16 protein-coding genes are annotated in these 14199 nt (G+C 32.1%); 7 read left to right on the top strand and 9 right to left on the bottom strand.

Annotated elements, in window-relative coordinates:
* The first annotated feature begins 1 nt into the window (after position 1).
* Complete coding sequence (locus BM383_RS16455; protein ID WP_093026245.1) at positions 2-523, top strand: hypothetical protein; 522 nt, start codon at positions 2-4, stop codon at positions 521-523.
* Positions 524-526: 3 nt separating this feature from the next.
* Here BM383_RS16455 and BM383_RS16450 read toward each other — a convergent pair whose 3' ends face one another.
* Positions 527-1003, bottom strand: coding sequence for a hypothetical protein (locus BM383_RS16450; protein ID WP_093026244.1), 477 nt, complete (start codon positions 1001-1003; stop codon positions 527-529).
* 193 nt (positions 1004-1196) lie between these two features.
* On the opposite strand from BM383_RS16450, the gene BM383_RS16445 reads away from it, so the two are divergent.
* Entirely contained in the window at positions 1197-1745 is a 549-nt protein-coding gene (locus BM383_RS16445; protein ID WP_143106453.1) for a hypothetical protein, read from the top strand.
* A gap of 59 nt (positions 1746-1804) precedes the next feature.
* Positions 1805-2446 (top strand): hypothetical protein, encoded by a 642-nt coding sequence (locus BM383_RS16440; protein WP_093026242.1) that lies wholly within the window; start codon positions 1805-1807, stop codon positions 2444-2446.
* A 66-nt stretch (positions 2447-2512) separates the two neighbouring features.
* Here the strand turns inward: BM383_RS16440 and BM383_RS16435 are convergent, their stop codons facing one another.
* Both BM383_RS16435 and BM383_RS16430 read right to left on the bottom strand, forming a co-directional pair.
* A complete protein-coding gene (locus BM383_RS16435) occupies positions 2513-3697 on the bottom strand; it encodes a lactonase family protein (protein WP_093026241.1) in 1185 nt (394 codons plus the stop codon).
* A 71-nt stretch (positions 3698-3768) separates the two neighbouring features.
* Positions 3769-4311 (bottom strand): hypothetical protein, encoded by a 543-nt coding sequence (locus BM383_RS16430; RefSeq protein WP_143106452.1) that lies wholly within the window; start codon positions 4309-4311, stop codon positions 3769-3771.
* A gap of 339 nt (positions 4312-4650) precedes the next feature.
* Here BM383_RS16430 and BM383_RS16425 point away from each other — a divergent pair, with 339 nt between their 5' ends.
* Together BM383_RS16425 and BM383_RS16420 are read left to right on the top strand one after the other, a co-directional pair.
* Complete coding sequence (locus BM383_RS16425) at positions 4651-5310, top strand: hypothetical protein (RefSeq protein ID WP_093026239.1); 660 nt, start codon at positions 4651-4653, stop codon at positions 5308-5310.
* A 3-nt stretch (positions 5311-5313) separates the two neighbouring features.
* Positions 5314-6465: a Pycsar system effector family protein gene (locus tag BM383_RS16420; RefSeq protein ID WP_093026238.1), complete on the top strand. Its 1152-nt coding sequence runs from the start codon at positions 5314-5316 to the stop codon at positions 6463-6465.
* 33 nt (positions 6466-6498) lie between these two features.
* On the opposite strand, the gene BM383_RS16415 is transcribed toward BM383_RS16420, so the two are convergent.
* The 3 genes from BM383_RS16415 to BM383_RS16405 are packed head-to-tail and all read right to left on the bottom strand — an operon-like array spanning position 6499 to position 9587.
* Positions 6499-6981, bottom strand: coding sequence for a GDP-mannose mannosyl hydrolase (locus BM383_RS16415; RefSeq protein ID WP_093026237.1), 483 nt, complete (start codon positions 6979-6981; stop codon positions 6499-6501).
* A 15-nt stretch (positions 6982-6996) separates the two neighbouring features.
* Positions 6997-7416: a thiol-disulfide oxidoreductase DCC family protein gene (locus BM383_RS16410; protein ID WP_093026236.1), complete on the bottom strand. Its 420-nt coding sequence runs from the start codon at positions 7414-7416 to the stop codon at positions 6997-6999.
* Positions 7416-9587, bottom strand: a complete 2172-nt coding sequence (locus BM383_RS16405) for an endonuclease MutS2 (RefSeq protein ID WP_093026235.1) — start codon at positions 9585-9587, stop codon at positions 7416-7418. Before BM383_RS16405 ends, BM383_RS16410 begins: the two co-directional genes overlap by 1 nt.
* 50 nt (positions 9588-9637) lie before the next feature.
* Between BM383_RS16405 and BM383_RS16400 the strand changes: the two genes are divergently transcribed.
* Positions 9638-10303, top strand: a complete 666-nt coding sequence (locus BM383_RS16400; protein ID WP_093026234.1) for a uracil-DNA glycosylase — start codon at positions 9638-9640, stop codon at positions 10301-10303.
* Between the two features lie 100 nt (positions 10304-10403).
* Positions 10404-10994: an FEKKY domain-containing protein gene (locus tag BM383_RS16395; RefSeq protein ID WP_093026233.1), complete on the top strand. Its 591-nt coding sequence runs from the start codon at positions 10404-10406 to the stop codon at positions 10992-10994.
* Here BM383_RS16395 and BM383_RS16390 read toward each other — a convergent pair.
* The 3 genes from BM383_RS16390 to ppk1 form a co-directional block, all read right to left on the bottom strand.
* Positions 10984-11148 (bottom strand): hypothetical protein, encoded by a 165-nt coding sequence (locus BM383_RS16390; RefSeq protein WP_218157961.1) that lies wholly within the window; start codon positions 11146-11148, stop codon positions 10984-10986. The two genes, BM383_RS16395 and BM383_RS16390, sit on opposite strands and share 11 nt — an antisense overlap.
* Positions 11149-11242: 94 nt before the next feature.
* Positions 11243-12097: a substrate-binding domain-containing protein gene (locus tag BM383_RS16385; RefSeq protein WP_093026231.1), complete on the bottom strand. Its 855-nt coding sequence runs from the start codon at positions 12095-12097 to the stop codon at positions 11243-11245.
* 37 nt (positions 12098-12134) lie between these two features.
* Positions 12135-14180 carry a polyphosphate kinase 1 gene (gene ppk1 / locus BM383_RS16380; protein WP_093026230.1) on the bottom strand — a complete coding sequence of 682 codons (2046 nt, stop codon included), beginning with the start codon at positions 14178-14180 and terminating at the stop codon, positions 12135-12137.
* Positions 14181-14199 lie beyond the last annotated feature (19 nt).

Here is a 14199-nt window from a genome sequence, read left to right as displayed (position 1 = left end):
TATGAAAAATATAATTTTTTGTCTTGTAATTTTCATGTTCGCAAATGAAGTTCTAGGTCAGGAAAGTGCTGCTAAAAAGGAAAATCAAATATTTCCAGAACGTTGTTTGGGTACTTGGAAAGGTACAATGATGATCTATTTCCGTGGTGAATTAAAAGACAGTGTAACTGTAGAATTTACCGCAGCTAAAATTTCTAAACCAAACGAATATATCTGGAAAACTGATTATATTTCAGCAATAAAACCTATTACAAAAGATTATAAACTCCTTATTGATCCTGAAAATAAGCATGAATTTATTATTGATGAGGGTGATGGTGTTCAACTGAAAACCTATGTTTTTGCAAATAAAATGTATAGTCTTTTTGAAGTAGATGGAATTTACCTTACATCGACAACAGAAATAGTCAGGGATTCGTTGATTTTTGAGGTAACCTCCGGAAAAAAACATACTAGTACAGAAGGAGTTCAGAATTTTTCTTTTGATGTACTACAACGAGTGGTTCTGCAGAGAATGGAATGATTTTTAAGATTCTAACTTTTCCAACTCTCTTTGATAATCGTATTGCAAATCTTCGTGGAGTTTTTCCATTGCTTTACGAATCATTCGCAATTGAGTTTCATAAGTGTTTCTCAATACAGAACTACGGGTGAAACTGGGTGTCATAGTTCTTAGTTTTCTACAGAAATACAATAATAGCTGTACTTCGGTTTCCTTATTTTGAGAATATCTAATGTATTTTTTGGTATTGGAAAGTATTTTACGAACACTTTTTTTGCTGTAATAAAAACTACTGGTATTCATAGAGGCAAAAGCTTCGTCTATTTCCTCTTTTATTCCATCAATATAATGTTGTTCGTTTTCTGATTCGAACAACAAATAGGAGAGAAGCTCTTTATTTTCCTTTTTAAATTTTGCCAATCGAAGACAAACCTGCATCAAATCATCTTTAGAATAGAATTGAAGTTCCTTTTTTAATGCAGCTACCGTAGCGGTTTCCATAATATCTAGTTTCTATGGCTAATGTAATGATTTTAATATTTACATATTTTGATGATTTTGGAAGTATCGAAACATTTTTTATACACATTAACCTTTTATGGTCTCAATCAGAATTAGTATTTTTAGACTCGTGTTCCAGAATTATAAGAACAAAATCTTCTTTCATTTGAAGTCAAAATTTATATATTACTTCGTGATTTTTTTAGCTCTTGCTAGTTGTAAATCCACAGAGAATAAATCCATATTATCTGAGAAAAAAGCTTTTACTCAATTAAAGTGTAAACTAAAAGCTTACAATCTATCGGAAGATATGGGAAAAGTAGGAACTAATAATGATGAAATAGTTTTATTGGTTACAAATAGCGCTCAAAAAATACTGTACAGTATTGCTATGACAATGGATAGTCTACATACCGAACATACATTTTCAGTTTCAGATACAAGCCTTTTTAAAGATACTCTGCTATTTACACTTCTAGAAATAGACTCAGAAGAAAAACTATCTTATTTTCAGGAAAAAATTACTAAGAACATCACTTTATTTGAAAAGGCTGCGTTGTCTAAAGATTACAAAAGTATAAGCAATTTATTGAGTGATGATGATGTTTTAGGTATTGCTAGACTAGAATGCAATGAAACAATATTTCCTAAAAAGATTCTTTTTAGTGGGCTACAATTCTTTGATAGATATGAATATGTTTTATATTTAAATAAATTAAACGTTACGTCCCAATCTAATTAAAAGAAATATGAAAGTTTTCTTAATTTTAGGCCATCTTTATAAATCTTAAAATATAGGTGATGATAGACAAAATTATTACAAAATCTAAGGATATCATAAATCCACCAATAATTCAATTTGGTCCCATCCGAAGTGGAAGTACTTTAGTTTACAATATCCTAAAAGATACGTACCCAAATAAAAAGATTATTAAAAAGCATACTCTCAATAATTTTGATATCAGAAGAAGTAAAATTATAGCAACGTATAGAAATCCCCTAGATTGTTTAACATCTTCATTTAAAAGATATGAATCTTTTCCAAATGAAGATTCTATTAAAAAGCAAATTCAAGAGCTAAAAAAATTTGGCTTAGACGACTTAAAAAATATTTTTCTTAGAGACGATATTTTAAAGTTGAAATACGAAGATTTTTATGGTAACTACGATTACATATTCGATTCTTTTGAAGATTTCTTTGGAAATTCTATATCGAAGGAAAAAAGAAATATTATCAAATCTAAATATAGCATTGAAGCTGTAATTGATAAGACTAAAGGGTTCAAAAATTTTTCAGAATTTGATAAAGAAACTAATTTGCATGGAAATCATATATCTAATACTAAAGGAGCTCCAAACATACATGCAGATTTCTTTACAAATGAACATATAAAATATATAAAACATGAATTTTCAGATTACCTAAGCACATTGGGTTATTAATTTTATAAAACAGAAAAGCACTCCATAAATTTGAAGTGCTTTTTTGCTTTTATAAAGTTTCTATTCCTATTTGATAAATGCCATGCAAACTGGTGTAGGGACTTCTACCACATTGTTTGCAGATGATAATGTACCATCTTCATGAATAACTAATTCTGCTATATTTCCTGTATTTTGATTTGCAGCGTAGATAGTTTTGCCTTGATTCGCAATTCCAAAATACCTTGGAAAATCTCCTTCTGTAGATTGATAACCAATAGAGGATAACGTTCCTTTTTCTGCATCTATTTTAAAAGCAGCTATACTATTATGACCTCTATTTGAAGCATATAGATATTTCCCATTAGGATGAATTGCTATTTCTGCGGTTGCATTAAATTCTTTATAATCTTCCGGTAGCGTTGTAATAGCTTGTAATTTCTTTAAACCACCAGTATTTTTATCAAATGAAAAGACAGTAACCGTACTATTTAATTCATTGATACTATATGCAAATTTTTGATTATCAGCTATTACAAAATGACGAGGACCAGCTCCTTTAACTGTGGATACGTATGGTTGCTGATTAGGTTTTATATCACCATTGGATTCATCAAAATCATAAATCCAGATTTTATCATCTCCAAGATCATTTACATAAAAGTGCTTGTTATCATCTGAAAAAGTGATTTCATGAGCGTGGGAAGTCTTGGTTACAGCCTCTGGTAATTCGTTTAAATTTACTTTGTTTATATTCTTGAAAGAATTATTCATACCCTTCTTAAATTCCATGAAAACACCACCTGCATAATTTGCAACAAAAACATATTTGTCTGTTTTATCAACTGCAATATGACAAGGCGCATAAGCTCCGGAAGGTATTTGCGCTACTTCATGAAGCGTGTAATCATCATTTATTTCGTACACTCCAAGATATCCACTATTTCCTTCTACATCTACCAATTCGCTTACAGCGTAAAGATATTTTGTATCATGCGAAATGGTTACCCAAGATGGATTGGTAAGTTCGGCTACTGTTGCAATCATCTTAAGTTTACCATCACTTTGCTTATCCATAAGATATATACCATCTGCTTTACCATCTACGTGGCCTTCTTTCTTTGTATACGTTCCTACGTATACAGGATTTTCTATATGATTTTTAGTTTCCGTAATAGATTGTTCTTGGTTAATAGTTTTCTTTTTCTCTTCTTTACAGGAGGTAAAGGCTATGGCAGACATAGAGAAAAGTACCAATGCTATTTTTTTCATAATTAAATTTTGGTTTAACACCAACGAATGTACAAATTTAATTACAACATATTTTAGCAAGTTACAAAAACCTAAGGTTGTAAATTTGTCATTGTTTTCACAGAAGATTTCAATATAGATTGAATAGCACCCTTGGTTTTATAAATTTCTAAATAGCTTAATACAAAATAGAGTAAATTAAAAAAAATGAATAATATAAAGTTAGGATTGATTTGTTGTGTTACAATGTAATTCATCAAACTATATAACAAACATGTTAGCAAAAAGATCATAATTACCGTTGATGCAATACTAAATCTAATTTGATAATAGGATAGATTTTTTTTTTCAAAACGAATGATAATCTTAGGAAAATATCTACTTAATAAACTTCTCACTCTTGTTAATTGCAGAGTCGTTTTATCTTCCTTACCAAAGAATTTAATTTCTTCCCTCGATGTTAAAAATGAAGTTTGAAAATCCAAAGAAAAATCATTTTTGTCCATAGTTTTGTAAATAGCTTTGCTTACTTCATCTTCGGAATATTCGTTGATAAATATGTTTTGAAAATAAAACATGTAGAAACTCTTACAAAGTTGCAATATAATATTTTTTTTATAAATAACGTTTTTCATCTAAAAATTTCAACTTTTGAATAACTTATAAAAGCATCACATCTAGTACTATCAAGGTTTAAAATCGTATAATGATGAACAAAAGACTACGCTAACGAAGGTATAATTCGTAAGATATTAAAGAATCATATTTAAAAATTAAACCAAAAAGGAAATGTAACTAGACATTGATTTGTTGAAAGATAATTAAGCTTTATAATAAAACGATTTTGCCTCCGTTTAAACGCAATTTAATATCGATGAATGGATTTTATCTACAGTTGAACTAAAATGATTTTTTCAGAAATTCACTTCTATTTATGTAATATTAGTAATTTTGAAAAATTATTGGAAACATGCATGGAACAAAGCTTTTTTACATCAGCATACAAGGATAAAACTCATGAAGAACTTATCCAAATTATAGAAGACAACGAAACATATACAGAAGAAGCGCGGTATACTGCGATCATTATGCTTGAAAATAGAGGAGGAGACATTAGTAAATGGGATCCTTTCAAGCAAAATTATGAAAATACTCAAGCAAAAGAAAAACGATTTAATGAGCTATTAAAGAAACAGCAAAGTCAGCAAGAAGAAAAAGAAGAATTTGTATTGTATTCTAAAAATCTGATTCTAATTTTTTGCATACTCTTTTCAACGTTATTCGGAGCCGCTTTACTTGCGTACAACATGAAAATTGCGGGTAAAAAACAGGGGGTAACGCAGGTTTTATTATTTGCGTTGTTCTACGTTTTAGGTGGAGTTTTAATTTCATTAGTATTTCAAACCGATATGTCTGCTCTATTTTTAAATGTGATATCAGGTTTTATATTAACTGAATATTATTGGAATAAGCACCTTGGTGCAACCGTAAAATATGTAAAAAAGAGTTGGGTAAAACCTACGTTGATTAGTTTGGTTATTGTGTTTGTATTTATGGGAATCTTGTGGTATATGCTTGGCGCTCCTACAGATATGGAAACTTTCATGAAACTTTTAGAAGAGAAAAAAGGTTAAAGCATGAATTTACTTAGGAGCTCAAAAATATATGTAAATCAATATTATAACAAGAATTATAATTCGTTCTTTTTGTTTCATAATTACGGGTTAATTGTACAATTACAAACTTTTCTTGATGATATTCTCAAGGTAGAAACTACTTTAGAAAAGACAGTTATTGAAGATCTAAAAATAGCGTTGTGGTTTCATCAAATAGGATATTACGAAGATTTTGAAAATGCCGGAAATAAGTCTATTAGCATTGCAGAAGCTTTTTTAAAGGAACAGAGTATTTCTGTAGAAAGAATTGATTCTATTCTAACATTTATTAAGGCGACCAAATTGGATGCAGTTCCTGAAAACTATTTGCAAAAGATAATACAGGATGCTGCTTTTTCATTTTTAGCTTCTAAAAATTTTGATGAAATTTCTACTCTTTGGAAGGAAGAAACAAATTTGGTTAAAGGGCAAGAATTTTCTAAACAAGAATGGAATACATATGTTCACTCATTTTTCACAAAACATCACTTTTATTCTGATGAAGCGCTAAAGACATGGAATTCACAATTAAAATTGAATTTTATTTCTGTACTTAAATCAACAAAAACTTCCAAGAAAAATAAAACAGCTAAAGTCAAAAAAATAGATAAAGGGAGAGATACCGTTTTTAGAACCACGTTACGCAATCATATATCTTTGAGTGATAATGCCGATAGAAAGGCGCATATCATTTTAACAGTGAATTCTATTGTGATTTCTATTATTTTCTCTCGTATCTTTCCGAAGTTAGATAATCCTTCCAATGCATTTTTATACGTTCCTTCTTTGGTGTTTTTAGGATTTACGGTAGCTTCCATCATACTTTCCATCATCGCTACAAGGCCTCGAATAACGGTTGGCACGTTTACAAAAGAACAAGTAAAGAATAAGAACGTAAACTTATTGTTCTTCGGAAATTTCTATCGAATGAAAGTCCAGGAATTTGAATGGGCTATGGAACAACTCTTAAATGATGATGAATATATTTACAAATCGCTTTCAAAAGACTTGTATTATTTAGGAAAAGTAGTGGCCAAGAAATACCGAATTTTACAAGTTACCTATGCTGTTTTTATGATAGGAATCATCGTTTCCAGCATTTTATACATCGTATATTTCAACATGTACAATTAAAAAAAGCTTACGATTGCTCATAAGCCTTTCTTTTTATTTTCGATTACTGAATGGTTTATAACCGTTAAAATAATTCTTGGAATTGATATGAACTTTCTCATGGTTGAGTAACTCTTCTTTTGTTGCCCACCAATAATCAGAATGTTGACTTTCTGGTAATTCTTCTGCTTTGGTTTTCATTTTGATTTTGAAAGCATTTACTATGTAATGTGTTCCAAAATTATCCAAATCAGCGAAATTGGTTTCGTATAAATGCTCATACAATCCAATATAAGTAGCTTCTTCAAAAGCTAAAGCAGAACCTAATTCAGCTTCCGTAATTCTTTTGAATGCATCTATAAAAAGTTCGTTTTTACGAATCACACCACCCGGAACAAACCAAGTATCACGTGCTGGATTATTTTTTCGATAGCCTAATAGAATTTTTCCGTCAGCATCTTCAATCACTAAATCAATAGAAATTAAAGGCGTGTTGCGTACAACAGCTACATATTCATTATGTGGAAGTTTTTTCATGTTTTCGGTTTGATTTTAGGTATCTAAAAATTTAGCTTTTAATTCTGGTGTTGGGATCATGCATGCTTCTTTTTTACCGTACCATTTGTACCTGTTTTTGGCAATAAAATCATACACCCAATTGGTAAAAGAGGAGGAAAGTACACTTTTTGTAAATCCTAAGGCAGTGTACCAACTTCCCATGTTTTTGGCTATTTCCAAAGCAGCATCAGCTTTGATATAATAAGCTTCTCCCGGAATTATCAAAATGATGGAATCAATTTCTTTGGTGTCAATACCTCGTTCTTTGAGCAATTGTTGTCCTAATTCACTTTGCAAAGAAGCAAAACGGTACAAATCTTTTTTATCATGTGTAATAATACGTTGCACCGCAGCATCGCATAAATTGCAAACACCGTCAAACAGCACAATATGTTTTCCTTTTGGTAATTCCATTACTTTTTGGCTTGTACTAATTCCAATTGATCCAAAGCTACGTTGGTTGTGAACAATCCATAATTAATAATCGCTTTTTTGCGTTCAATAGCATCAATGGTTCCCACTGCTTTTCCGTCTGGCAAACGCACACGATCACCGACTTTAAAAGTATGTTTTGGTTTTAGTTTCTCTTGTTTTATTTCCTGTTTCTTTTCTTCTTTTTTCTTTTCACGAATCACTTCTACCTTTTTCTCAACCTCTTTAGCAACAACCGTTTTCAGCTTTTTAGTTTCTTGCTTTTCTTCTTTACTCTTTACTTTTCGTTTGCTATTTTCGGTTTCTACTATTTTTAGTAGTTCCGAAATCATAGGTCTTTTCTTTTTGGTGTAGAAATAACGCTCCGCAGCATCATTTACCTTATTTCCCAGATAAATCATGCGTTGGTTATGATCGTATAACTGTTGATAACTTTCTAATTTAGTTTGAATTTTCTCATTCAAACCTTCTAAACGCTTGGCTTCTTCACGCTTTTTACTTTCTTCGGAAGCCAATTGTGTAGACGTTTTCTCTAGCTTGCTACGTTCTTTTTGAAGTTTGGCAATCGTAGCATCAAAACGGACTTTACCACGTTCTATTTTCTTCTTCGCACGATTGATCAAACTATACGGAATTCCATTTTTTTGAGCAACTTCAAATGTAAATGAACTTCCGGCTTCCCCAATAATCAGTTTGAATTCTGGTTCTAATGATTTTCTATCGAACAACATATTCGCATTGCTAGCGTGTGGCAATTCATTCGCCAACATTTTCAAGTTGGCATAATGCGTAGTAATCACACCAAAAGCTCCACGGTGGTAAAATTCTTCTAAAAAAGTTTCAGCCAAAGCACCACCCAATTCAGGATCTGATCCGGTACCAAATTCATCAATCAGGAATAAGGTTTTAGCATTACACTTTCGCAAGAAATAATTCATATTTTTCAATCGATAACTATACGTACTTAAATGGTTTTCAATAGATTGGTTGTCTCCGATATCTGTAAGCACTCTATCAAACAAACACACTTCACTACGCTCATGAACCGGCAATAGCATTCCACTTTGCAACATTAACTGCAACAGACCAATGGTTTTTAAGGTAATAGATTTACCACCAGCATTTGGTCCAGAAATCACAATAATTCGGTTATCACTACTAAGTTCAATGGTTTGTGGATACGTTGGCTTCTGTTTCTTCTTATTAGATAGATAGAGTAGCGGATGGTAGGCATCACGAATAAAGAAACGACGTTCTTCCGAGATTTTAGGTAAAACTGCATCCATACTTTCAGCATATTTTGCCTTCGCCGAAAGAATATCAATAGTGGTTAAAAACTCTTGATACTCCATCAAAAGTGGTGCAAACGGACGTACAAAATTGGTTAGATCTTTTAGAATTTTATTAATTTCTTCTCGCTCATCAAACTGTAAATTAATGAGTTCACGCGTAAACTGTTCCGTAGCTCTTGGCTCTACATAGGTGATGCTTCCGGTTTTAGAAGAACCCAATGCAGTTCCCTGCACGCGTTTACGATACATGGCTTTCACCGCTAAAACTCTACGGTTTTCTACCACAGTTTCACGAATATCATCTAAATATCCGGCGCTGTTGTACATGCTCAGAGCCGAATTAAAACTCTGGTTGATTTTCCCTTTTACGCCATTCATAGCACGACGAATATGTAACAATTCAGCCGAGGCATCATCTTTAATTTCTCCAAAACGGTCAATAATACCGTCTATTTGTTTCGAAATTTCTGTGGTGTACTCTATACTATCAGCTAACTTAAAAAGCGTGGGGTAATATTCATGAAACTTCTTGAAAAACACCAAATGCGTGTTTGCTACTTTAGAAAGGTTGTTCATTTTTCTAAAACCGCCAATTTCAATCTGAGTATTTTCTATTCGTAAAAGCTTCAATTCTTCTGTAATGGCATCAAAACCATGGTTTGGAATAGTATTTTCGTTAGCGAATGAAGCCACATATTCACTGGTTTGATGTAAAGAATCAAATAATTTTTCTTCTTTATGAAATGGAGTAATTTTGAGTGCTGCCTCTTTTCCTAATTCGGTAATACAATAGTCCGAAACCTGCTCTAAAACCGTGGCAAACTCTAAATCTTGTAATGTCTTTTGATGTATTTTCTGCATTGAAAAATTTTATGCTAATTTTATAGCCGTACAAAAATAATTAAAATCTAATGAACGTACAGATAGACGAAAGCTGGAAACAATATTTACAACCTGAATTTGAAAAACCGTATTTTGAACAGTTAACAGAATTTGTAAAACAGGAGTACCAAACACAAACCTGTTACCCAAAAGGGAAGGAGATTTTTGCTGCTTTTGATCACTGTACTTTTGAAAACTTAAAGGTAGTAATTATTGGGCAAGATCCATACCACGGACCCAACCAAGCTAACGGATTATGCTTTTCTGTACATGATGAAATTGCGCATCCGCCTTCGCTGATTAATATTTTTAAAGAAATTGAAACCGATTTGGGAAAACCTTATCCTAAAAGCGGAAATTTGGAACGTTGGGCGGATCAAGGAGTCTTATTGCTCAACGCAACGCTGACTGTAAGAGCGCACCAAGCAGGAAGTCATCAAAACAAAGGTTGGGAAACCTTTACCGATGCAGTAATCAAAACCGTTTCCGAACACAAAAATGATGTAGTTTTCTTGCTTTGGGGCGGATTTGCTAAAAAGAAAGTAAAGTTAATTGACACACAAAAACACCATGTATTAACTTCGGGGCATCCATCGCCTTTGAGCGCTAATAGAGGGTATTGGTTTGGAAATCAGCATTTTTCACAATGTAATACTTTTTTAAAGTCTAAAGATCTAGAAACTATTGATTGGTAACTCATTGGAAAAATCTGTACACTCAGCGAAAAGCGTATTTCACTCATTTTACTAAAATTTTATCTGAAGATCATCTATCTTAGAAAAAACTTTTCTAATTATGAGAATTTCTATACTTGCTTTTTTATTGTTTTCATCCATAACTTTTGCGAATCCTATTACCGTGAAAGTTTCTTTTGATACCAAAACAGCTATTCAATTTTCTGAAGGTGTTTTTAAAATTAAAGAAACCAACGAAGAACTAATCATTTCTAAATTAGAAGATTTTGAAATCACGCTTCCTGAAAAAGGAAAATATGAGTTTAGTTTTGTGAGTGAAGGTTTTACTGCGTACACTATATATCCAGTTCGTATGAATGCCAGAAAAAATACGATCATCATTCGGCTTGAAGAAACACATTTTCAAAAGAAAGAAGTTGCTTCAAAACCTGAAACTGTAAATCACTTTATTTTTAATGGTTTCACAAATGATATTTCTGATGCGTGGAAAGTCTTCTATGATAAATACGGAGTTTCTAAAATTACCGAAAACTGTGTTGTAGATCCGTTTAGCTATAGAAAAGCAGTAGAACAAAATCAAAAAATGTACAATCAACTTACACAAAAGTTTGGTAAAGATTGGATTGAGGATTTACCTGAAATTCCGTTTGGCTTGAGGGATTTAATTTCAGAAGCGAAATCTAAAAATTAGTATTTTCTACTTCTGAAATACAAACATCTTCTTGCAATTTTTCGTCAAAAGATTGCTTCTCTATTGACTTGCTATAACGATTACAACCACTTCGTGGGCAATAACCCGATTTACAAGAAGTCATTCCAAAAAAAGAAACTAAACCAACTATCATTAAAAATCTTTTCATACTAAGTAACTTATTTGTTTTGAATGGATTGCAAATAAATTAAATCTGAAAAGATTTATCAAATCTTGATTGTTAAAGTTTATAGCTCAAAAAGTACATCGTCAGCAGTGATGTTTTTCTCTAATAAGTTCAGTTTTTTAAGCTGTTTCAACACATTATTGATTTCCGAAGTAGTCAATTGTTCCTGACTCCACTCCGTGATACTTAACCAATCTTGAATATCTTCTAACTGAATTTCGTATCGGTTTGCCAAACTTCTATCAATGCTTGGAATGATCTTAAATTCTTCTGTGTAGGTATTGATGACTTCAAGAATATGCTCAAGAATGTTTTCGTTTTCTTCAATAAATTTATTCGTTGCGGCAATCACAAAACAAGGCCAGGGCGTTGGGCAATCGGTAATTCTTCTAAAAATTCCTTTGTCAACCACCGGTTTTGTAGTAAAACGTTCCCACATAAAATATTGAGCAGTATCATTGGTTAAAGCTTCAATAGCGCCATCTAGCGTATTTACGACTTCAAAATCTACATCAGATTCAATATTCCAGTTTTGGTTATCAGCGTTTACATACGCCATAAGATGACTTCCGCTACCAAAACGCGAAATGGCTGCTTTGGTTCCTTTTAATTGTGAAAGTTCTGTATAGTTGGAATTAGCCGCTACGTGAATTCCCCAAAGTAGAGGAGAGCCGATAAAACCTTGTACAATTTTAGAAGGATTTCCGGCTGAAATTGCTTTTGTAATTCCTTCGGTAAGAATAATAGTTAAATCAGTTTCCTCATCTTGCAACATTTGACACATTTTCCCGGTTCCTTCTGGCACGTTGGTAAATTCAAGATCAATACCTCTTTTTTCAAAAGCTTCATCTTCAATAGCCATATGCCAAGGCATATTAAAATGTTCTGGAACTCCTGCAATGCGTACTTTTATCATGATAGAAAACTATTTTAAAACGTCAAATTTACTCAAATCAAGATGCTTTTTCGGCTTTTTCCTTTAAATAATTGTAGATAGCATATTGTGAACGAATTACCTTTTCGCCAGGTTTCTGTTCTACATATTTGTTTGTGAAATCTTCATCACAAACTCTAGCTTTTTGATTGTCGTTTAACTGAAATTTGAATATCGTTTTTAATTCATTTTTCACGTCATCATCTAAAATAGGCGTAAGCACTTCTATGCGGTAATCTAAATTTCTACGCATCCAATCCGCAGAACCTGTATACATGATTTCATCACCATCGTTTTCAAAAAGATAAATTCTCCCGTGTTCTAAATAACGATCTACAATACTTGTCATGGTAATATGATCGCTTAAGCCTTCTACACCCGGAACCAAACAGCTAAATCCACGAATCAATAGACGAATTTCAACGCCTTCACGAGATGCTTCGTATAATTTGTAAATCATTTTTCTGTCGTGCAAACTATTCATTTTTGCGGTAATTTTTGCTCTTTTACCTGCACGCGCATTTTCAATTTCATTATTAATCAGCGTATCAAATTCTTTTCGTGTATTGAACGGCGATACCAATAAATGCTTGGTTCTAGGAATAATCAAATCTCTTTCTAAAACCTCAAAAACTTTGCAAAGTTCATCTGAAATTTTTGGATTTGCGGTAAATAAACCATGATCTGCATAAACCGTAGCCGTTTTTGCGTTGAAATTCCCAGTTCCTATATAACAGTAATTTTTGGTTTGATTATCCTCTAATCGTTGAATTAAGAAGATTTTTGAATGCACTTTTATATTAGGAATACTGTAAATTACTTTGGCGCCTTTGTCACTGAACTTTTTACCCCATTTGATATTATTTTCTTCATCAAAACGAGCTTGGGCTTCTACAAAAATAGTTACGTCTTTACCATTTTCTATCGCTTTTAATAAAGCAGAATTCAATGCTGATTCTTTCGCCATTCGATATAACGAAATTTTTATAGCTGTAACATTTTTATCTTCTGCTGCTTGAGCTAGAAAGTTACTAACATAATCGAATTTCTGATACGGAAAATGAACCAATTGATCTTTAGCTCCAATAGTTTCAAAATAATTTGTTGCTTTTGAAAGCACCGGATGATCTAGTTGTGGTTTTGGTTCAAACTCTAAATCTGCATTACCGGTAGGGTTTGGAAAACTCATAAAATCACTAAAATTATGATACGTTCCGCCAGGCATCATATCCACTTTACCCACTTTGAGTGTTTTACGTAATAATTTCTGATGTTCTTTAGAAATTTTATTATCGTACAGTAAACGTGTAGGTTGCCCTATATTTCGCTGTGATAAAGCCTTGTAAATTTGTTCTGCTAGTTCGCCTTCATAATCCTCTTCCAAATACAATTCCGCATCTCTAGAGAGTTTAATTTCTCCTATTTCTTTAACTTCTTTTGACTTGAATATATGCTTTAATTCAAACTGAACGATATCATCAATTAATGTATACTGATAGGTGTTTTTCTGATCAGTTGGAATTTCTATAAAACGATTTTCTGAAGGAATTTTTACAATGTAGATATTTTCATCTTCTGTATAAACTGAAAAATATAAAGAACCGTCCTCTAAATGCGGAGATAGGGTGGAAGTGTCAAAAATCTCTAATCGATTGCAATGCTTTTTGAAGTAATTAGTTACAAATTCTTTTTGAACATCGTTATATTGTTCCGAATTGATTAGGTGTACACCATTTTCATTGAGTTCCGGTAAAATTTGATCGTTTAAAATGGTTCCAAATTCTTCCTGCTGTTCTAGAACGTTTTGTAGTATAGTTTTCAACGTTTTATTTGGACGCAGTTGTAATTTTTTTCGTGTATCCTTATCAATTTTCTTTATTTGACGAAGGCTCGCAACCCGTACTTTAAAATATTCATCTAGGTTAGAAGAAAAAATAGCTAAAAACTTAATACGTTCAAATAACGGGTTTCTTAAGTCTTTAGCTTCTTGTAGAACTCTATGGTTAAAACGTAACCAATTGATATCTCTTTGGATATATTTGTCTTCTTGAATTTGTATTTTCATGAGTTAGTTTCCTGTTCTT

Origin of the sequence: Pustulibacterium marinum (genome assembly GCF_900116665.1) — a bacterium.
Lineage (GTDB): Bacteria > Bacteroidota > Bacteroidia > Flavobacteriales > Flavobacteriaceae > Pustulibacterium > Pustulibacterium marinum.
The sequence above is the reverse complement of the archived record's forward strand: the minus strand, read 5'-3'. Positions and strand labels throughout refer to the sequence as shown.